This is a genomic window from Azomonas agilis (assembly GCF_007830255.1).
Lineage (GTDB): Bacteria > Pseudomonadota > Gammaproteobacteria > Pseudomonadales > Pseudomonadaceae > Azomonas > Azomonas agilis.
Window position 1 is genome coordinate 225,631 of sequence record NZ_VLKG01000005.1, and the last position, 20,368, is coordinate 245,998.

Consider the following 20,368-nt stretch of genomic DNA (forward strand, 5'->3'; position numbering starts at 1 on the left):
GGGTAACTCAAAGTTCCTTCAATGATCGGCTGGAGCTTCATCTCCAGCGTAGGGGTCGGGGTAGCCTAATTCAGCTAATAACTGACGTTCTAGGTGTTCCATGACTTCAGCTTCAGCATCCTCTAAATGATCATAGCCCAGCAAATGTAAACAGCCATGAATCACCAGATGCGCCCAGTGAGCCTCCAAGGCTTTGCCTTGCTCAATGGCTTCGCGTTGTACCACGGGAACGCAGATCACTAAATCACCGAGTAGGGGAATATCCAGCAATCCTTCTGGAATGTCAGCCGGAAAAGACAGCACATTAGTGGGATAGTCTTTATGGCGGTAAGTGTGGTTTAGCTCGCGGCCTTCAGCTTCATCCACTAAACGAATGGTCAGCTCTGAGTCGGCTTGGCGCTCGCGCAAGGCCAAGGTACACCAGCGATAAAACTCATCTTGGTTGGGGGCCGGGTCGGAGCAGGCTAATTGCATGTCCAGTTCAAGCATGGGGTTTCTCGGAGCTGGGTTGTCTATGGCTGGGCTGTTCTTGTTGTTTTTCAAAGGCTTCGTAGGCTTCAACGATGCGTTGCACTAAGGGGTGGCGTACCACATCTTTGGGCTGGAAATGGGTAAAAGAAATGCCCGGCACTTGGTTGAGTACCTTGATAACGTGAGCTAAACCCGATGGCGTGCCGCGTGGCAAATCCACTTGGGTCACGTCTCCGGTAATCACGGCAGTAGAGCCAAAACCGATACGGGTTAAAAACATCTTCATCTGTTCTAGGGTAGTGTTCTGACTCTCGTCTAAGATGATGAAGCTGTTATTAAGGGTGCGTCCGCGCATGTAGGCGAGGGGCGCAATTTCGATGACCTGTTTTTCGATCAAGCGGGCTACATGCTCAAAACCGAGCATTTCGTACAGTGCATCGTAGAGCGGGCGCAGATAGGGGTCGATTTTTTGGGCCAAATCACCGGGTAAAAAGCCGAGTTTTTCCCCTGCTTCAACCGCCGGGCGCACTAATAAAATCCGCCGCACCTGTTCGCGCTCTAACGCATCTACGGCACAGGCCACCGCTAAATAGGTTTTGCCCGTCCCTGCGGGGCCAATGCCAAAATTGATGTCGTTATCGAGGATAGCGCGCACATAATTCTGCTGATTAGCACCGCGCGGGCGGATATTTCCCTTGCGGGTGCGCAGGCTAATCTGAGGTTCGCTAGAGGCTTGGCTCAAAGCCTCCATCCCTGACTCTTGCAGATACAAGTGCACCATATCGGGGGACAGATCGGTGGTTTTCGTCTCTCGGTACAGACGGCGCAGCAATTGTTCTGCGGAATGGGTCGCCGAGGCTGGGCCAATCAGCTCAAACTGATTGCCTCGGTTGCGAATTTGGATGGATAACCGTTGTTCAATGAGGCGTAAATGCTCGTCTAATTGACCACAAAGGTTAGCAAAACGAGAAGCTTCAAAGGGCTCCAGAATAAAACGGTAGGGTTCTATGGGCGCGTTCAAGGGTGTGTAAGGGCCGTCAGAGAGTGGCAGATCACTACAGGATAAACCCTGAGCGTCCTCCGACGGAAGACGCGCTTGGAGTCTCTATCCATTATGCCTGTAAGCGTTCTTCACTCAGCAAGCGCCCACGCAATGAGTGTGGCAACGCATCTTCGATTAACACTTCGACAAATTGCCCAATCAGCAACGGGTCATCGGAGTAAAAATTCACAATACGGTTATTTTCGGTACGCCCTTGCAGCATTTCCGGGGCTTTTTTCGAGTAATCCGTCACTAAAATGCGCTGGGTCGTACCCACCATATGGCGGCTGATTTCAAAGCCTTGCTGATTGATGCGCTGCTGAAGCTTTTGTAGACGCTGCTTTTTCACTTCTTCCGGAGTGTCGTCGGGCAGATCGGCAGCGGGGGTTCCGGGGCGCGCGCTGTACACAAAGGAGTAGGAGAAATCGAAGCCAACGTCCTCAATGAGCTTAAGGGTTTGCTCGAAATCCTTTTCCGTTTCGCCGGGGAAGCCGACGATAAAGTCGGAGCTGATGCAAATATCCGGTACAGCCGCTTTTAGCTTGCGGATGCGGGATTTGTACTCCAACGCGGTGTGATTGCGCTTCATGGCCGCCAAAATGCGGTCTGAGCCAGCTTGTACGGGTAAGTGCACATACTTCACTAACTCTGGTACTTCGGCGTGGGCTTGAATCAGAGCGTCTGAGAACTCCAAGGGATGGGACGTGGTGTAGCGAATACGGTCAATGCCATCAATATTGGCCACAATGCGGATGAGGTCGGCTAAATCAGCGAGCGTACCTTCATCGGTTTGTCCGCGATAACCGTTGACGTTTTGTCCGAGCAGAGTGATTTCGCGCACTCCGTGTTCAGCCAGATGCAGCACTTCAGCCAGTACGTCATTTAAGGGGCGGCTGACTTCTTCGCCTCGGGTGTAGGGCACGACACAGAAGGCGCAGTACTTGCTGCAGCCTTCCATGATGGAGACGTAAGCGCAGGGGCCTTCAACGCGGGGTTCCGGTAAACGGTCGAATTTTTCGATTTCCGGGAAGGATACGTCTACCTGTGGCTGGCGAGTATCACGCACGGCCGCGATCATTTCCGGGAGTCGGTGCAGGGTTTGCGGGCCAAATACCACATCTACATAGGGAGCACGGTCGCGGATGGCAGCACCTTCTTGACTGGCGACGCAGCCGCCTACACAAATAACCAAATTTGGGTTATTGGCTTTTAAGGGTCGCCAGCGGCCCAATTGGGAAAACACCTTTTCTTGGGCTTTTTCCCGAATGGAGCAGGTATTGAGCAAAATCACATCGGCCTCAGCCGGATCATCGGTCAGGCTCATGGCCTGATCTTCACTGAGCAAATCCACCATGCGCGAGCTGTCGTACTCGTTCATTTGGCAACCGTGGGTTTCGATAAATAGCTTGCGGGTCATGATGGAGTCAGTCATTGCTTAAAAAATGACCGTACATTATAGGTTTCGAGCCTCTAGCGGAAAAGGGTATAGGCTCTGAATGGGCGTTGGGAGTTTAATCCTATCACTGCTTTCTCTTATACTTTCCGGTTCTCACTTATCCCTACCGGAGCCCGCCCATGATTCACAGCATGACCGCCTTTGCTCGCAGTGAACACGCGGACGAACACGGCACCCTGAGCTGGGAAATTCGCTCGGTGAATCATCGGTATTTAGAACCCCATATTCGTTTGCCCGAGTCCTTTCGGGAGTTGGAAACGCCAGTGCGCGATCTGTTGCGTAAAGGACTATCGCGGGGGAAGCTGGAGTGCACTCTGCGTTTTGTCGAGGCACAGCAGTATCAGAGTTTGCACATAGACTCAGCCCGTGCCGCCCAAATTATCACTGCGGCGGAAAACTTAGCCGAATTGACTGACCGTCCCGCGCCGATTAATCCTTTGGAGTTGTTGGCGTGGCCGGGGGTGATGATTAGCAAATCTGCCGATGCTCAAGCGCTGAACATGACTGCTTTGCAGCTCTTTCAGCAGGCGCTTGAGGTATTAAAGACCGATCGAGCCCGAGAAGGCTTGGATTTAGCCGGACTGATTAGTGAGCGCTTGGACAGTATGAGTCAGGATCTGAGCAGTTTGCGCGATTTATTACCCGAGATGCTAGAACATCAGCGGCGCAGAATTTTAGAGCGCTGTGCTGATTGGGGCGTTGAGCTAGATCCCGGACGTTTAGAGCAGGAAATGGTACTTTTGGCGCAAAAAACCGATGTCGCTGAAGAGCTAGATCGTTTAACCACCCACATCGCCGAAGTCCGTCGTATCCTCAAAACCCCCGGAGCCTCTGGGCGGCGCCTAGATTTTCTGATGCAAGAGTTAAACCGTGAAGCCAATACCCTAGGATCTAAAGCCTTTGATGCCCGTACCACTCAGGTGGCGATTAACCTTAAGGTGTTGATCGAGCAAATGCGCGAACAGGTACAGAATATTGAATAATCCACAGCGCTTAGGTAAGCCCATGTCTTCTACTCCTAGCGGTACGCTGTACATTATTTCTGCGCCCTCAGGTGCGGGTAAAACCAGTTTAGTCCGGGCTTTGCTGGATGCTTTGCCTCAGGTTCGGGTATCGGTATCCCATACCACACGCCCCATGCGACCGGGTGAGGTGGATGGGGTGAATTACCACTTTGTCAGCCGAGAGGACTTTGTACAGCGTTTAGAACGCAATGAGTTTTTGGAGTACGCTGAGGTATTCGGCAATCTGTACGGTACTTCCCAGTTGTGGTTGGAGCAGAATCTGGCCCAAGGTCAGGATCTGATTTTAGAAATCGACTGGCAAGGTGCTCAACAGGTGCGCCACCTGCTGCCCCATGCTCAGTCAATTTTTATTTTGCCTCCGTCGCAGGAGGCTTTGCGTCAGCGTCTGACCAACCGAGGTCAGGATGCCGATGAAGTGATTGAGCAGCGCATGCAAGAAGCGGTCAGCGAAATGAGCCATTATGTCGAATACGACTACTTGGTCATCAATGATGACTTTAGCCATGCACTGGAGGATATTAAAGCCATCTTCCGTAGTAATCGTCTGAAACAAAGCGTTCAACAACAGCGTTTTAATGCCCTATTACAGCAACTATTGCTTTAACCCCCGCTAAAAACCCTAGAAAGCCTGAGGAAGTTGCTTCCACAGACACGGGTGATTTTTTAGACTACGGCTTAATCCTTTGCTCCCTTCGCCTATGATCCCCAACGAGGAATATTATGGCCCGCGTTACCGTTGAAGACTGTCTGGACCACGTTGATAACCGTTTTGAACTGGTGATGCTTGCGACCAAACGCGCACGTCAACTGGCTACCGGCGGTAAAGAACCCCGTGTGGCGTGGGAAAATGACAAACCCACCGTAGTAGCCCTGCGGGAAATTGCCGCTGGTCTGATGAGTTATGAAGTTATCCATCAGGATGAAATGACACAAACCGATTCCTTGTTTGGCTCCATGGATGATGCCAGCGAGGCACTCTAATCCATGTTGGCCCGAGGTGCCGCTGATTACGCTGGATTAGGCCAGCAAGGAGTCTGATCTTGCCTGCCATAGAGCATCTTGCCCAGCGTCTAGCCAGTTATCTGAGTGAAGATCAGGTCAACTTGGTACGTCGGGCCTATTTTTACGCCGAACAAGCCCACGATGGCCAACGGCGACGCAGTGGAGAGGTCTATGTGACCCATCCGCTGTCGGTGGCCAGCATCTTGGCTGATATGCACATGGATCATCAAAGCCTGATGGCCGCCATGCTGCATGATGTGATTGAAGATACCGGCATTCCCAAAGAGGCTTTGGTCGAGCAGTTTGGCGAAACCGTTGCTGAGCTGGTGGACGGTGTCAGCAAGCTGACCCAGATGCAGTTTGAAACTAAAGCTCAGGCTCAGGCGGAAAACTTTCAGAAAATGGCTTTGGCGATGGCCAAAGACATTCGAGTGATTCTGGTCAAGCTGGCGGATCGCTTGCACAACATGCGCACCCTAGAGGTGTTGGCTGGAGAAAAGCGCCGTCGTATCGCCCGTGAAACCCTTGAAATCTACGCCCCGATTGCCAACCGTTTAGGTATGCACTCCATGCGGGTGGAGTTTGAGGATTTAGGCTTTAAAGCCATGTACCCCATGCGTGCTGAACGGATTCGGGCTGCTGTATTGGGGGCGCGGGGGCATCGCAAAGAAATTGTGCATAAGATCCAGCAATCCATTGCTCAATGTTTAGAGCGTGAGGGATTGTTTGGCGAGGTCAGTGGTCGAGAAAAACACTTGTATAGCATCTACTGCAAAATGCGCCATAAACGTAAGTCCTTTAGCGAAATTATGGACGTTTATGCGTTTCGTATTGTGGTGGATAAGGTAGATACCTGCTATCGCGTATTGGGCGCGGTACATAGTCTGTACAAACCCTTGCCGGGGCGATTTAAAGACTACATTGCTATTCCCAAAGCTAACGGCTATCAGTCCCTGCATACCACCCTATTCGGAATGCACGGGGTTCCGATTGAAATCCAGATCCGCACCCGTGAAATGGAGGAAATGGCCAATAACGGCATTGCCGCCCATTGGCTGTATAAATCAGCCGATGAAAAAAGCAGCCATGCCCGTGCCCGCCAATGGGTGAAAGGCATATTGGAAATGCAGCAACGAGCGGGCAACTCCCTAGAGTTTATTGAAAGTGTGAAGATCGACCTATTCCCGGATGAGGTCTACGTCTTCACCCCTAAAGGCAGCATCATGGAGTTGCCCAAGGGGTCTACGGCGGTGGATTTTGCCTACGCGGTGCATACCGATGTGGGGAATCAGTGTATTGCCTGCAAGATTAACCGGCATCTGGCTCCTTTATCACAGCCATTACAAAGCGGTTCGACGGTAGACATCGTTACTGCACCTAATGCACGTCCTAATCCCACCTGGCTGAACTTTGCCGTTACCGGAAAGGCGCGCACCCATATTCGACACGCCCTTAAACAGCAGCGGCGTTCCGAATCCATTCATCTGGGTGAGCGTTTGTTGGATAAAGCCTTGGCAGGATTTGATGCTCAGCGGGATCAAATCAGCAGCGAACACATACAGCAGGTGCTCAAGGAGTATCAGAAAAACACGCTGGAGGATTTGCTGGAGGATATCGGCCTAGGGAATCGGGTGGCCTATGTAGTAGCCCGCCGCTTGCTGGCCGTGGAAGGGGAAACCCCTCAGCCGCCTAGCTTGGATGGCCCGTTGGCCATTCGTGGCACTGAGGGGTTGGTCATCAGCTATGCCAAGTGCTGCTCACCTATTCCGGGCGATCCCATCGTGGGCTACCTATCTGCGGGGAAAGGTATGGTGGTGCATGTGGATAGCTGCCGTAACATCAGTGAATTCCGCCATAACCCGAATAAATGCCTAGGGTTATCCTGGGCCAAGGATGTGACTGGAGAATTCAATGTCGAGTTACGGGTGGAAATTGAACACCAGCGTAGCCTGATTGCTTTATTAGCCAGCAGTGTGAACGCGGCTGAGGCTAATATTGAAAAGATCAGTATGGATGAGCGCGATGGGCGTACCTGCATTGTCCAACTGGTGGTCAGTGTTCATGATCGCGCCCACTTAGCCCGTGTAATCAAAAAGTTGCGTATGCTCAACGGTATGACGCGGATTACCCGAGTAAAACCCTAAGCCTTCCATCTTCCCTGAACAGGAGCAGTTTATGAGCAAAATGGTCATCAGCACGGATAAAGCCCCGGCCGCCATTGGAACCTATTCTCAGGCCATTAAGGTGGATAACACGGTATATCTATCGGGGCAAATTCCCTTAGATCCTGTGCGTATGGTTTTGGTTGAAGGGGATTTTGAGGCTCAAGCCGTACAGGTGTTTGAGAACTTAAAAGCGGTTGCTGAAGCAGCGGGTGGTTCTTTAAACGATATTGTGAAACTCAATATCTTCCTGACCGATCTGGGTAATTTTGCCAAGGTGAACGAGGTGATGAGCCGCTATTTCCAACAGCCCTATCCGGCGCGCGCGGCTATTGGTGTGGCCAGCTTACCCCGTGCTGCCCAGGTTGAAATGGATGGTGTTTTAGTGCTAGCGGACTAAGCTGACTCCATTCGAGGATGGCTGCCTGAGCAGCCACCCTTGAATGAGTACGCAGGACTTAAGCGTGCGCTGAACTTTGATGGGCAAAAGAAGCTTTTTTACGGGAGCTGGTGCGTGGAGTGCTGGTTGCCTGTACTGCTTGGGTGGGAGCACTGGCCGCTTCAGATAGGGGTAACACCGCCTCGCGTAGACCTTTTCCAGGTCTGAAGGCTACGGTGTTGCTGGCTCCAATAGTGATGGCTTCGCCGGTTTGAGGGTTTTTACCGGCCCGAGCACCACGATGGCGAGCCACAAAGCTACCAAAGCCTACTAGGTTCACCGTATCTCGGCGCTCCATAGCATCAGCGATTTGTTCCAGAATGCTGTCCAATACATGCTGAGCCTGTTCTTTGTTCAGATCAGCTTTTACAGCAATGGCGTTGACGAGATCCGACTTACGCATGGGGGAGCCTCTTGCGGAAATTGTTGTTGTTGTTCCGAATAGATAGCTGCACAGGATGCAGTCCTAAAGAGAATGACATGCTAACGAATGGGGCGCTAGTCGGAAACGTGCTTTTATCCCTGCTGCTTAAGTCGAGTTTGTGCTAAATACCCCTTATCTAAGAAAATTTTTGTTACCCTCTTGCAATACATTCTGTGTCTCACTAGAAGGGAAAGCCTATTGTTGAGGGTATCTGATGAGCACTGCCTCTTTGTCTTCCGCTGCCTCTAATAGTGCTTCTGCGGTTCCACTGGATCGCCTGCGCCGTCGCCGCATGATTGGGACGGCCCTAGCCGTACTGGTATTTAGCTTTGCACTGATCGCTTGTTACCATTTGTTGCGGGAGATTAATCCTGCTGCTTTAAGTGAGGCCTTAGCCAAGGTACCGTTTACGGCTATGGGGGGAGCGGTACTGCTGACCTTGTTAGGATTTACAGCCTTAGTAGGCTATGAGTGGTCTGCTACTCAGTATGCTGGAGTGCAGCTCCCGCCAAGGGTTTTAATTGGGGGAGGAGCTTGCGCCTTTGCGATTAGCAATGCGGTGGGATTGTCGATGTTTTCCGGCGGCGCGGTGCGCTATCGCCTGTATGCGCGTCACGGGTTAACAATGCCCGATGTAGCGCGGATGTCTCTGTTTGCTAGCCTGTCTTTGGGCTGCAGTTTGCCCCTGTTAGCCGCCTTAGCGGCTTTGATGGATCCTGCGGCCACCGCTTTGGCCCTGCGTTTTTCTGAGTCCGCGGTCGTGACGCTGGCCTTAGTATTGATCGCAGGCTATGTTATCTTAGGTATAGCTTTAGCTTGGCCCAAGCGTTGTGAGTATCCCAACCCCCACAGTTTTTTGATGTATTGGGGGCGTTTTAGCATTCGCCTGCCGGGGCTGAAGTTATCTGCTCTGCAATTGCTGATTACCCTAATGGATGTCATGGCTGCCGCCGGGGTTTTGTATCTGCTCTTACCTCAGTCTCCGCCCTTTGGCACCTTTTTATTGGTGTACTTATTGGCCTTGGCCGCAGGGGTGCTTAGCCATGTACCCGGTGGTGTAGGGGTTTTTGAAGCCGTCATGCTGGGCGTGTTTTCTAAGCAAATTGATCCTGCTTCATTAGCCGCTGCTTTGCTGTTGTATCGCCTGATTTACATGCTGCTGCCTTTATTGTTGGCCTGTGTGTGTTTGTTAATTTCAGAAGCTCGGCGTGTTTTACCAGCCCCTTCTCAGCAGACTTTGCAGTTTGCTTCTGGATTGGCTGCACCTTTACTGGCATTGCTGGTGTTTTTGGGCGGTATCGTACTGCTGTTTTCAGGCGTCACTCCCTCCATTGACACGCGCTTGGAGACTTTGGGTTTTCTCATTCCTGACCAACTGATTAATGCTTCGCACTTTGCAGCTAGTTTGGTCGGTGTACTGTGCTTGCTGTTAGCCAATGGCTTGTGGCGGCGGCAATCAGCGGCTTGGGCCTTAACCCTCTTACTCTTGGTTATTGGGGCAGTGTTTTCCCTGCTTAAAGGCTTTGATTGGGAAGAGGCGGTAATCCTGTCCTTGATTGCCTTGCTGCTGGCTCTGTTTCGGCGGGCTTTTTACCGGCCCAGTCGTCTGATGGAGCAGCCCTTTACTCCAACCTGCCTGTTGGCCAGTGCTTGCGTGATCGCGACTTCCATCTGGCTGTTGCTGTTTGCTTATCAGGATATTCCCTACAGCAGTCAACTCTGGTGGCAGTTTGCATTAGACAGTGATGCCCCGCGTGGGCTACGTGCCGCTTTGGGTAGTGGCTTACTGCTGGTGGTTATTGTCACCATATGGCTGTTACAAGCCCGTTTGCCTGCCATTCGCTTGGCTTCTGAAGAGGAGTTAGAACGGGCGGCCCAGATTGTCAGTCGCTCCACACAACCAGACGGCGGCTTAGTATTAAGTGGGGATAAAGCTCTACTGTTTCAGGGCGATGAAGCCTTTTTGATGTATGCCCGGCGTGGGCGCAGCTTGGTGGCTTTGTTTGATCCTATCGGTTCTCCCCAAGCGCGGGCGGAGTTGATTTGGCAATTCCGTGATCTCTGTGATCTACATCATGCGCGTCCGGTGTTCTATCAGGTACGGCCTGAAAATTTACCGCTGTATATGGATATTGGCCTGATCGCGGTGAAATTGGGTGAAGAGGCACGGGTTAACCTGAAAAGCTTTTGCTTAGAGCAAAAGTGTAAAGAGATGAAGGAGTTGCGCTATACCCTAAGTCGAGGGCAGCGCGATGGTTTGGTGTTGGAGTTTTACCGTCCCGGTCAAGCGCCCTTAGCCGAACTCAAGCCGATTTCCGATGCTTGGCTGGAAGTGAAGCAAGTACGAGAAAAAGGCTTTTCCTTGGGACGTTTTAGCGAATCCTATTTGAAGTATTTTCCTATGGTGGTGGTGCGGCATCAGGGGCAAGCGGTGGCCTTTGCCAATTTGCTGGAAACCAATGTACAGGAGTTAGCCAGCTTGGACTTGATGCGGGTCTTACCCCATGCACCTAAGCTGACGATGGAGTTTATGATGCTGGGCTTGATTTTGGAGTATCAGCGTCGAGGTTATGCTCAATTTAGTTTAGGCATGGTGCCTTTATCCGGTCTGCAACCGCGTCGTGGTGCGCCCTTGTCTCAGCGTTTGGGCGCTTTGGTGTTTCAGCGCGGAGAGTCTTTCTATAACTTCCAAGGGCTGCGGCGCTTTAAAGAAAAATTTCAGCCCACGTGGGAGCCGCGTTATCTGGCGGTTCCAACCGGGCTTGATCCCTTGGTCGCTATGGCCGACACCGCTGCCTTGATTGCCGGTGGTTTGACCGGATTGGTAAAACGCTAAGGAGCGTTATGAAGTACCGACTGCTTGGATGGGGTGTGCTGGGCTTATGGTTGGCTACAGTTTTGGTATGGCTTATTTGGCCGGTTTCCAGCGCCCATTTGGAGCGCTTTCCTATGGGGGGCGGCGGGTGGGTGAAGCGTGCCACTCCAGCAGATGATCCTAAAGCCCATCTGTTGTTGGTGGTAACGGAACAACAGCAATTAAGCGATGAACAGTTACTCAAACTAGCCGCTGAAAATGGAGCTCAAAGCCTACAGTTGGTCTTAGGGGCTCCAGACTGTGTGGCTCAAGATCAGATTTTTCAGGAGGCGGTTAAGCGGTTAGGCGCTACTCCTGATCTGGTCGCGGGTATTGATCGTGGGGCTGCTTATGCTTGGCGTTGGTTAGCCAATCAAAATGAGCATGAATCAGCGCTGGCGCTGTCCGTGGGGTTTTCTGTCAAGCATCTTGACTGCGATCAGCCTTTGCCACAGGCCGTGGTTAAAGGTCGGTGGCGAGTCGCTTGGAATGACAGCCCCGATGAGGCCAGTGCTGTTTTTGTGCGTAACCAACCCCAAGCAGAGATTGCCATCAGTCCTTACGGTACGCCTTTGCCGGTGGTGCTGTTTAGCCAAATTAAACGGGCGCTGCAAGGGCAGGCCGACCCCGTCCCTGTGGTAGAAGTACCGGCTAAAGCTCCGGCTCTGGACACCTTGACCCTGTTTTATTCCGGTGATGGCGGTTGGCGTGACTTGGATCGCGATATTGCTGAGCGTATGGCGCAACAAGGGTTTCCGGTCGTGGGTATTGATGTACTGCGCTATTTTTGGCAGCACAAAAGTCTGGAACAGGCGGCGGCTGACCTAGAGCAGTTGATGCAGCACTACCGCGAGCGCTGGGGGATTAAGCGTTTTGTATTCGCGGGTTATTCCTTTGGGGCCGATATTCTGCCGGCTCTGTATAACCGTCTGCCAGTAACGGATCAACAACAAACCGATGCATTGCTGCTGTTGGCTTTGGCTCGTAGCGGTGGTTTGGAGGTTGAAGTCCAGGGATGGTTAGGCGAAGTAGGCGATGACTTTAAAACTGGGCCTGAGTTGGTCAAGATTCCAGAGCGCAAGCTGTTTTGTGTGTATGGATTGGAGGAGCAAGCCGAGAGTGGCTGCACCCAAGCCGAGTTTAAAGGCGAGGTGTTGGCGTTACCGGGAGGCCATCATTTCGATCAAAACTATGAGGCTTTGGCGGAACGTTTGATGGCGGTAATTCGTGCCCGTCAAAACGCTCCTTAATACAGCAGGCTTGAGCCTGTCTGTTAAGACAGACTCCCCAGAGTTTAAGCCGGTGCTGAGGTGCGAATCAGATGATCGAAGGCGGTTAAGGCCGCTTTAGCCCCTTCGCCCACGGCAATCACGATTTGCTTGTAAGGTACAGTGGTGACATCACCCGCTGCCAGAATGCCCGGCAATGAGGTTTGGCCCCGCTCATCAATCACGACTTCACCGTGGGTACTCAGCTCTACGGTGCCTTTGAGCCAATCGGTGTTAGGGATTAAACCGATTTGCACGAACACCCCTTCTAGCTCCAAGCTGTGGTATTCGCTGGAGTTGCGGTCTTTATAGACTAACCCGTTGACCTTGTTACCATCGCCTTTCACTTCGCTGATTTGAGCGTAGGTAATGACCGTCACGTTGTGCAGGCTGAGCAGCTTGCGTTGTAGCACGGCATCGGCTTTGAGTACGCTATTGGTCAGCAGGGTGACATGGGCGACGACACCGGCCAAATCAATGGCGGCTTCTACTCCAGAGTTTCCACCACCAATCACGGCCACACGCTTGCCTTTGAACAGCGGGCCGTCGCAGTGCGGGCAATAGGCTACCCCCTTGGATCGGTATTCTTTCTCGCCGGGGACATTCATTTCACGCCAGCGAGCTCCGGTAGCCAGAATCACGGTTTTGGCCTTTAAGGAGGCACCGGACTCAAAGCGCACTTCGTTCAAACCACCGGCTACGGAGGCTGGAATCAGTTGGCTGGCGCGTTGCAGGTTCATCACGTCCACTTCGTATTGGCGCACGTGGCTTTCCAGAGCCGCTGCTAAGACCGGGCCTTCGGTTTCGAGGACGGAGATAAAGTTTTCGATGGCCAGAGTATCCAGCACCTGACCGCCAAAGCGCTCGGCTACCAATCCGGTGCGGATACCTTTACGGGCGGCATAGATTGCTGCTGAAGCTCCAGCCGGGCCACCGCCAACGATCAGCACATCAAAGGCTTGTTTGGCTTTGAGTTTTTCGGCTTCACGAGCACTAGAGCCCGTATCCAATTTGCCTAAAATCTCAGCCAGCTCCATACGCCCTTGGCCGAAGGGTTGGCCGTTCAGGTAGATGGTAGGCACGGCCATGATCTGGCGTTCTTCGACCTCAGCTTGGAACAGCGCCCCATCAATAGCAACGTGCTTGATCTTGGGGTTAAGCACCGCCATCAGGTTGAGGGCCTGTACCACATCCGGGCAATTCTGGCAGGACAGGGAGAAATAGGTTTCGAACCGGTATTCACCGTCCAGTGCTTTAACTTGCTCAATGGTTTCTGCACTGGCTTTGGAGGGATAGCCGCCGGTTTGCAGCAGGGCCAGAATTAACGAGGTAAATTCGTGGCCCATGGGCAGCCCGGCAAAGCGCAGGCTGATTTGCTCTCCGGGGCTGTTGAGGGCAAAAGAAGGCTTGCGCGCATCCTGTCCCTGAGTATTGAGGCTCAGTTGATTGGAGAGACCGGCGATATCCTGCAAAAGCTCCAGCATCTCTTTGGATTTTTCACTGTCATCCAAAGAGGCTTCGATTTCCACCGGACGGGTAATTTTTTCCAAGTAGGCTTTCAGTTGACCTTTGAGGCTATCGTCCAACATGCGCATACACTCCGTAATTAAGAAAGGGCCGCGTGAACTTAATAGGATAAATCCTGCGTTAGGACTACCTTAAGCCCATTGGGTGTTTTAGTTAAATTAATTAATCCACTAGTGTTAATTAGGTATGACTATATTGAGAGCAGAGCTCAGTCGGTGAGGGCGCGTACCTGTTTGGCTTCCAAACGGTAGGCGGCATCGGCGAGGTCATTCTGGATTTTCTCGATCTTCAGAGCACCTTCTACCCAAAGAGGATCATACAGATCGCTCAATGCAAAACCCTTGGGGTAGTGCACCAGAATGATTTGGTTGGGTGGTGGCGGTGGGACGTGAATGCAGGCTCCGGGATAGGGCACGAGGAAAAACTGGGTCATACGTCCTTTAGCATCTTGCTCAAGGGGAACCGCGTAGCCTGCCAATCGAACTGACTTATTGTGCAGAGCCGGTACGGTTTTGCCGGAGTACATCACCTCCGGCAATCCTGGGGCTTGTTTAAGGCGCTGTTGATCGGTAAAGCCTTGAGCTTCTGGGGTGATGTGATCAATTTCGGGCATATCTTCTAGGGCTTGCCGATCTTCGGCCGGCATCAGTTCTAGCCAGTCCAACTCCTGAGGGGCTGCCTGAGCCCCAGTGATTCCGGCTAATCCCAACAGCAGTATCAGACCGCAGAGCCCATAGCGCATACGAAAGCCTCCTACCTCTGTGCGAGCAAGTTGCTGGCCAGACTGATGTTTTGCTCTAAAGTGGCAGGGTCTGAAGCGCAGAGGCTGATGTGCCCCACCTTACGGCCCGCTTTAAAGGCTTTGCCGTAGTGATGTAGGTGCGCATCGGCAATACTCAGTACCTGCTCTGTACTGGGCACGGAGCCGATGCAGTTCAGCATCGCGCTGTGGCAGCGGCGGGCGGTGGAGCCTAGGGGTAAACCAGAAATGGCGCGCAGGTGTTGTTCAAATTGGCTGCATTCTGCCCCCTCAATCGTCCAATGTCCTGAGTTATGAACACGGGGTGCTATTTCGTTGGCTTTTAGTCCGCCATCAACCTCAAAGAACTCAAAGGCCAACACTCCGACATAATCCAGTTGTTTCAGCACTCGGCCCACATAGTCTTCCGCTTTGGCTTGTAGGGGATGCTCAGTGCTGGCGATGGATAGGTGCAAAATACCTTCGATGTGGGTGTTGTGTACTAGGGGATAGAAACGGGTTTCGCCACTGCGGGCGCGCACTGCAATCAAGGATACTTCGCCGGTGAAGGGGACAAAGCCCTCTAAAATACAGGGCACCGCGCCTAAGTCTGCAAAAGCCTCGGTGACATCCGCCGGAGTACGTAGCACTTTTTGCCCTTTACCATCGTAGCCAAGGGTGCGCGTCTTAAGTACCGCAGGCAGCCCGATGCGCTCGACGGCTTGGTTTAAGTCGGTTTGGCTGAGGATGTTGGCAAACTCTGGGGTTGGGATGCCCAGATCGCGGAATAAGGATTTTTCCAGCCAGCGGTCACGGGCAATGCGTAAGGCTTCTGCGGCGGGGTAAACCGGCACAAACTGGCCGAGGAAGGCGACGGTTTCAGCCGGTACGCTTTCAAACTCAAAGGTGACTAAATCCACCGCTTCAGCGAGTTGGCGTAGGGCGTTCTGGTCTGTGTACTCCGCTTGGATGTGCTGTCCTAAGACCGCCGCACAGGCATCGGGAGCGGGATCAAGAAAAACAAACTTCATATCCAACGGAATACCTGCTAATGCCAGCATACGACCTAGCTGGCCAGCACCGATAACACCGATTTTCATGGATGGAGTGCTCCAAGACAGGTCGCAGTGCCGGAGGCGGCCTGATCATGCAGGGCATTTAGAGGGCTCCGGCAGCCCTTTTGAGGCTTAAAAATCGCGTGGATCAGGGTTATCCAACACGGTTTGGGTTTGATCTTCGCGAAATTTCTTCAGTGCGTTCTGGTATTGGGGAAACTCATGGCCCAAGATACCAGCGGCCAGCAAAGCGGCGTTCACGGCTCCTGCTTTGCCGATGGCTAGGGTGGCGACGGGAATTCCCGCAGGCATCTGTACGATGGACAGCAAAGAGTCAACACCCGATAACATAGAAGACTGTACCGGAACCCCTAATACGGGAATATGAGTTTTAGCCGCACACATGCCGGGTAAGTGGGCTGCGCCGCCAGCTCCAGCAATAATGACGCGCAGACCCCGCTGTTCTGCCTGTTCTGCGTACTGGAACAGTAAATCGGGCGTTCGGTGAGCGGAAACAACCTGAACTTCGTGTGGAATGCCCAAGCGTTCTAGCATATCTGCGGTATGGCTCATGGTGGCCCAGTCGGACTTGGAGCCCATGATTACGCCTACCAGTGCGCTCATAGTTGTGCCTCTTGTTGCAGCGCCGCTGGCGCAATAAAAATAATAAGCCACGCAAAGGGCGTGGCTTGTAAGGTTAACTTCGATCCAGTTTGGCTTCGAAACGCCGCAGTATACCTGAAAACCCTAGGCGCTATTCCAGTCCCCTAATGGGCTGTTGGTCGAGTGGTTTAGGGTCAGAAAAGTGCTGATGTAGTTGTTCCAGCTCATCCCGAATATCCAACATGACACGCACCAGTTTTGGGTCGAAATGGTGGCCAGATTGCTCCTGAATAAAGCTCCAGGTCTCTTCTAGGGGCCAAGGTTTTTTATAGGGGCGCACGGAGCGTAAGGCATCGTAGACATCACACAGGGCTACAATGCGGGCCGCGAGTGGAATGGCTTCCCCAGCCAATCCGTTGGGGTAACCGTTGCCATTCCATTTTTCATGATGATTTAAGGCGATCTCAGCCGCCATAGCCATGAGAGGGGCATGCTGAAAATCATGAAGAATTTCGTAACCAATACGGGCATGGGTATTCATGATCTGCCGTTCTGCCTCCGTCAATCGACTCGATTTGTTGAGAATTTGGTCTGGGATAGCGATTTTTCCAATGTCATGCATGGGCGCTGCCTGACGGATGCTCTCTACCCATTCAGCAGATTGGCCAGAGGCCTTGGCTAATAGAGCCGCCAGTTCACCAATCCGCAGGATGTGATTACCGGTTTCGTTGTCTCGATACTGTGCCGCCCGACATAGGCTGCGTAGCGTGGCTTTGTGAGTTTCAGCCAGTTGTTGTGCCCGTTCTTGTACTCGTTGCTCCAGTAGCTTGCGTTCTGCTTTAAGGCTTTGACTGGCTAGGCTGAGGTTTAGGTTGGTGCGTACTCGCAAGAGTAATTCGGGTACATCAACGGGGGTATAGATGCAATCGTTAGCGCCTAGTTGTAAGGCTCGGCGGCGTTCTTGGGCCTCGTTGAGGGTGGTTGCTATCAAAATAGGGGCACAAGAGATATCCCGTGTACTGAAGGCTTTAAGGATGTCAAAGCCATCGGGGGCGGGCATATTTAAATCCAGCAGCAATAAATCCCAAGGATTGTGCTGTAGCCATAACAGCCCTGCTGCCGAGTTGGTAAAAGACTTTATCTGTTGGATGCCGAGGGTGCGTAAGCTGGATTCCAATAGGTCTAGGTTAGTGGTTGTGTTATCAATGACCACCACTTGAGCCTTGCATAGTGCTTCCGGCAACATTGAATCTCCTTATAATTTTTTTACGAGATCGTATGTCTTCCTAGGGCGATGGATTAAGCAGCACGGCTGAAGGCTTACAATCAATAAGCAGTCCATATGCAAAAGTGAGCAGAATGATCACAGGGGCTGCTTCGGTTAGACTTAGACAGTGTAGTCTAGGTGATAGCTTAGCCCCCTTAATCCAGAGAGTTCAGGGGGAATGGCATTGATTATTGTGGGGATACTTATATCAGTAGGCTAGCACCTCTTATCTGAGTACAGCCGCAAACCTGCCTTAGCGATAGAGCGTTTTTGGCTTATCTGGTTTGATCAGGAGGAGGGCTCAGTACCCTGAGGGGCCATAATGGGAAACTCCACCCAAAAGCAGCTACCTTGCTCCAAGGTGCTGGTAAAACCTATATGAGCCTTGAGTAATTTAGCCAGCTCTCGACACAGTGAAAGGCCAATCCCCGTGCCCTGAATCGCTGTGTTTTCTTGGCCTAGGCGCTGGAAAGGCTCAAACAGGTGAGGCTGAAGCTCAGGGGCGATGCCTTTACCGGTGTCCGTTACGCTGAGTCGGATCTGGGCATCTTGTATTTGATAGCCTAAACGGATAACACCCTGAGGGTGATTGTATTTGATGGCATTGGACAGCAAATTCAGCAGAATTTGGCGCAATCGCCGTGGATCAGCCAGGATCTTAATCCTTGGGTCGGGTAGCTCCAAACGGAGCTGAAGCTCATGTCGTACTACCTCTAAGCGCACCAGTTCGGCACATTCGTTGAGTATCGCTGCAACGCTAACGGCCTGCATGTCGATTTTAGGGTGTTCGGCTTGGATGCTTGTCCAATCTAAAATATCGTTAACCAGTGCGTTCAGGTGCTGGCTGGCTACGAGCAGTTCGCGCAGATATTCTGAGTTTTGACAGGCGGTGTCGGAGGTACGCTGTTCTTGTTCTAGCTGGATGAGCTGGGCGAAACCGTAGATCGCATTCAGCGGGGTACGCAGTTCATGGCTGATGCTGGATATAAAACGTGATTTGGCTTGGCTGGCGGCTTGGGCTTCGAGGGTTGCTTGGCGTAGGTTGGCCTCGGTCTGTTTGAGGGCATCAATGTCAACGTAGGTTCCGGCCATCAGCAGAGGAGTTCCTGTTCCTCGGTCATACTCCACAATACGACCTCGGCCCAGTAACCAGTGGTACTGGTCGTTGGCATCTTTAAAACGGAACTCTGTCTCGCAGGGAACATCCTGTTGTTGGGTGAGGCGCTTGGATTGTTTGAAGGCTTCTAGGTCATCGGGGTGGATGTGCCGTAAAAAGGCTGCTTCGCTGATGGAGTCGGCAGGCAGCCCAAAGCGCTGGCGAAAGCGCCCTCGTAAAAAAGTCCAACCGCTGTGTAGGTCACATTCCCACAGGCTTTCGGTAGCACTGTCTAATACCAGTTCTAAGCGCTGCTGCGTGCGATTGCGTTGTTGTTCGCTGTGTTGTAGCTGCTCTTCCATATTGATGGTGTGTTGCACCATGTTTTGTAGTTCTTGGATTTGAGACTCAGGGCGCTCTGGGTTCCAATGTCCTCGGCCAATCTCAGCCATCATGTCTTGGATGCCCTGAATAGGCGTTAATAACGCACTGCTCAGATGGCGGGCACGCCACCACATAAAGGCGAAGAATAGGATATAAAAGAGAACCAGTCCTCCAATCATCAGATAGCCAATATGTTTGTAATGTTGGCTTAGGGTTTCTGTTTCGGCGTATACGTTGCGCTCATCGACCACCATCAGCAAATGCCAGTTGGTGCTGGGTACGGTATTCCAAGCCACTAATTTGGATTGCTGGCCTAAATGCAGATTAATAATGCCTTTAGGCTGTTGGCGGATAGCTTGCGCAAGCGCTTGGGTGGTGTGGCGTTTGGCCAGATTAAAGTCTTCGGGTTTGAGCAGTTCTTTGCGGACTGCATCTTCGTAAGAATGTTGAGTCAGTTCGCGCAGACCGAAGTCTTGCTCTCCCAGTTCAGGGAGCGCCATGATGTTGAGCTGATCGCTCACTAATACAGCATAGCCGTTCCAAGGCACAGATAAATGATTGATCTGTTTGAGTAGGGTGCCAACAGTGATATCCAGTCCCACCACGCCCTCTAAAAAGTCGTCTCGGTACACAGGGGCAATGGCGGACATCATCCAGCCCTGTCCGGCGGGGTCTAGGTAAACGTCCGTCCAAACTTGTTGGCGTTTGGGATTATGTTGGGCATCGGCCAGATAGTAAAAATTAAATTCAGGCACCCAAATGTTATGGGGGTATTGGTCTGGGGTGTAGAACCAAGGATAAATGTGGTTGTAACCGTCCCAACTGTTGAAATAAATACTGGTGATGAAGGGATGGCGCTTTTGGATTCCCTCCATCAGCGTATCCAGCGTGCTGAGGCGGGCTATTTTGTCCAGATCCTGTAGCTTAATCGGGGTGATGTTGGAGTAAAAACTAGCGGCTCCTCCCGTATCAACCGGGGTATAACGCACTCCCGTGGGCGTAATAGCTAATTTGGGGGGCGTGATGAGTTTAACTTTGGGGTAAAGCAGAGCTTGAGTTGTGAGATGTCGGTACAGTTCGGCCAGTTGGCCTATTTCCTTTAACTGACTGTCGATAAGGTAGGATTCACGGTGTGAAGCCATATCCAATTCACTGTGGGCTACCTCGCGCAAATAGTTGGTTTGCGCCTTGTGAATGGAAGTATTGGCGATCAGATAGACCGCAATCAGTACAGACTCCACCAGCACTAGAGGAATTAGGGCTCCTCGCACAAAGGCACGCCAGATCCACTCTCGTAAACCAAACAGTCGGGATTTCATCAATTGACAGTACGCGAGACATGAGGCCTTTGGGCTCGAAAGCGGGGGCTAAGGGAGCTTTGGATGTGCTCGCTTCTCCTTGCGTAGGGTTGAGTTTTTTGATCAACAATACGGGGTTTTTTTCTAACCTGCACGAGCCTTCGCTAGCCAGAATGTCGCGGTTTTACCTAGGCTTAAATGGCGCTCAAGAAAGGATAGGGATCAGTTTTTGACGGGAAAAGCCTTGGTAGGTACA

The 20,368-nt window shown here is 52.1% G+C and carries 16 protein-coding genes and 1 pseudogene; 7 read left to right on the top strand and 10 right to left on the bottom strand.

Annotation, left to right across the window (positions count from 1 at the left end; genetic code table 11):
- Positions 1-18: 18 nt before the first annotated feature.
- From ybeY to miaB, 3 genes are all read right to left on the bottom strand, one after another.
- On the bottom strand, positions 19-489 hold the full coding sequence (gene ybeY / locus LX59_RS08730) for an rRNA maturation RNase YbeY (protein ID WP_144571460.1): 471 nt from the start codon (positions 487-489) through the stop codon (positions 19-21).
- Positions 482-1,492, bottom strand: a complete 1,011-nt coding sequence (locus LX59_RS08735; protein ID WP_144571461.1) for a PhoH family protein — start codon at positions 1,490-1,492, stop codon at positions 482-484. Before LX59_RS08735 ends, ybeY begins: the two co-directional genes overlap by 8 nt.
- Before the next feature lie 91 nt (positions 1,493-1,583).
- Positions 1,584-2,930 (bottom strand): tRNA (N6-isopentenyl adenosine(37)-C2)-methylthiotransferase MiaB, encoded by a 1,347-nt coding sequence (gene miaB, locus LX59_RS08740; protein ID WP_144571462.1) that lies wholly within the window; start codon positions 2,928-2,930, stop codon positions 1,584-1,586.
- A gap of 158 nt (positions 2,931-3,088) precedes the next feature.
- Here miaB and LX59_RS08745 point away from each other — a divergent pair, with 158 nt between their 5' ends.
- From LX59_RS08745 to LX59_RS08765, 5 genes are all read left to right on the top strand, one after another.
- Positions 3,089-3,952, top strand: coding sequence for a YicC/YloC family endoribonuclease (locus tag LX59_RS08745; RefSeq protein ID WP_144571463.1), 864 nt, complete (start codon positions 3,089-3,091; stop codon positions 3,950-3,952).
- A gap of 22 nt (positions 3,953-3,974) precedes the next feature.
- Positions 3,975-4,598 carry a guanylate kinase gene (gmk, locus tag LX59_RS08750; protein WP_144571464.1) on the top strand — a complete coding sequence of 208 codons (624 nt, stop codon included), beginning with the start codon at positions 3,975-3,977 and terminating at the stop codon, positions 4,596-4,598.
- Positions 4,599-4,714: 116 nt separating this feature from the next.
- A complete protein-coding gene (gene rpoZ / locus LX59_RS08755; RefSeq protein WP_144571465.1) occupies positions 4,715-4,975 on the top strand; it encodes a DNA-directed RNA polymerase subunit omega in 261 nt (86 codons plus the stop codon).
- 59 nt (positions 4,976-5,034) lie between these two features.
- Complete coding sequence (spoT, locus tag LX59_RS08760) at positions 5,035-7,140, top strand: bifunctional GTP diphosphokinase/guanosine-3',5'-bis pyrophosphate 3'-pyrophosphohydrolase (RefSeq protein ID WP_144571466.1); 2,106 nt, start codon at positions 5,035-5,037, stop codon at positions 7,138-7,140.
- Between the two features lie 31 nt (positions 7,141-7,171).
- Positions 7,172-7,558, top strand: coding sequence for a RidA family protein (locus tag LX59_RS08765; protein WP_144571467.1), 387 nt, complete (start codon positions 7,172-7,174; stop codon positions 7,556-7,558).
- Between the two features lie 169 nt (positions 7,559-7,727).
- On the opposite strand, the pseudogene LX59_RS08770 reads toward LX59_RS08765, so the two are convergent.
- Positions 7,728-8,000 (bottom strand): annotated as a pseudogene (locus LX59_RS08770) (HU family DNA-binding protein); the annotation flags it as partial.
- 235 nt (positions 8,001-8,235) lie between these two features.
- Between LX59_RS08770 and mprF the strand changes: the two are divergent.
- Both mprF and LX59_RS08780 read left to right on the top strand, forming a co-directional pair.
- Entirely contained in the window at positions 8,236-10,857 is a 2,622-nt protein-coding gene (gene mprF / locus LX59_RS08775; protein ID WP_144571469.1) for a bifunctional lysylphosphatidylglycerol flippase/synthetase MprF, read from the top strand.
- Positions 10,858-10,865: 8 nt separating this feature from the next.
- Complete coding sequence (locus tag LX59_RS08780) at positions 10,866-12,125, top strand: virulence factor family protein (RefSeq protein ID WP_144571470.1); 1,260 nt, start codon at positions 10,866-10,868, stop codon at positions 12,123-12,125.
- Between the two features lie 44 nt (positions 12,126-12,169).
- On the opposite strand, the gene ahpF is transcribed toward LX59_RS08780, so the two are convergent.
- From ahpF to LX59_RS08810, 6 genes are all read right to left on the bottom strand, one after another.
- The gene (ahpF, locus tag LX59_RS08785; protein ID WP_144571471.1) at positions 12,170-13,732 is read right to left on the bottom strand and encodes an alkyl hydroperoxide reductase subunit F; all 1,563 of its coding nucleotides are present in this window, start codon (positions 13,730-13,732) and stop codon (positions 12,170-12,172) included.
- 146 nt (positions 13,733-13,878) lie between these two features.
- Positions 13,879-14,412, bottom strand: a complete 534-nt coding sequence (locus LX59_RS08790; RefSeq protein ID WP_144571472.1) for a DUF3299 domain-containing protein — start codon at positions 14,410-14,412, stop codon at positions 13,879-13,881.
- Between the two features lie 11 nt (positions 14,413-14,423).
- On the bottom strand, positions 14,424-15,509 hold the full coding sequence (locus LX59_RS08795) for a 5-(carboxyamino)imidazole ribonucleotide synthase (protein ID WP_144571473.1): 1,086 nt from the start codon (positions 15,507-15,509) through the stop codon (positions 14,424-14,426).
- An 87-nt stretch (positions 15,510-15,596) separates the two neighbouring features.
- Entirely contained in the window at positions 15,597-16,088 is a 492-nt protein-coding gene (gene purE / locus LX59_RS08800; RefSeq protein ID WP_144571474.1) for a 5-(carboxyamino)imidazole ribonucleotide mutase, read from the bottom strand.
- 130 nt (positions 16,089-16,218) lie between these two features.
- Positions 16,219-17,313 (bottom strand): HD domain-containing phosphohydrolase, encoded by a 1,095-nt coding sequence (locus LX59_RS08805; protein ID WP_144571475.1) that lies wholly within the window; start codon positions 17,311-17,313, stop codon positions 16,219-16,221.
- A 309-nt stretch (positions 17,314-17,622) separates the two neighbouring features.
- Positions 17,623-20,133 (bottom strand): sensor histidine kinase, encoded by a 2,511-nt coding sequence (locus LX59_RS08810; protein WP_144571476.1) that lies wholly within the window; start codon positions 20,131-20,133, stop codon positions 17,623-17,625.
- Between the last annotated feature and the right edge of the window lie 235 nt (positions 20,134-20,368).